Below are 219 nucleotides of genomic sequence, written 5' to 3' on the forward strand. Positions count from 1 at the left end.
GGTGCGGAAGGAGAGACTTGAACTCTCACATCCTAAGATACTGGAACCTAAATCCAGCGCGTCTACCAATTCCGCCACTCCCGCATACAAGTTTATATTTAGACTCTTAACAGAGTTTTCTTATACAACGTTCTTTGGTAGAAGAAGTTGGCTGGGATACCAGGATTTGAACCTGGGAATGCCAGGATCAAAACCTGGTGCCTTACCGCTTGGCGATAT

1 tRNA gene is annotated in these 219 nt (G+C 45.7%); it reads right to left on the reverse strand.

The annotated features are described in order from the left end of the window. Nucleotides 1-2: 2 nt before the first annotated feature. Nucleotides 3-84, reverse strand: a tRNA-Leu gene (locus AN392_RS18320). Nucleotides 85-219 lie beyond the last annotated feature (135 nt).

Origin of the sequence: Pseudoalteromonas sp. P1-16-1b (assembly GCF_001401785.1) — a bacterium.
Lineage (GTDB): Bacteria > Pseudomonadota > Gammaproteobacteria > Enterobacterales > Alteromonadaceae > Pseudoalteromonas > Pseudoalteromonas undina.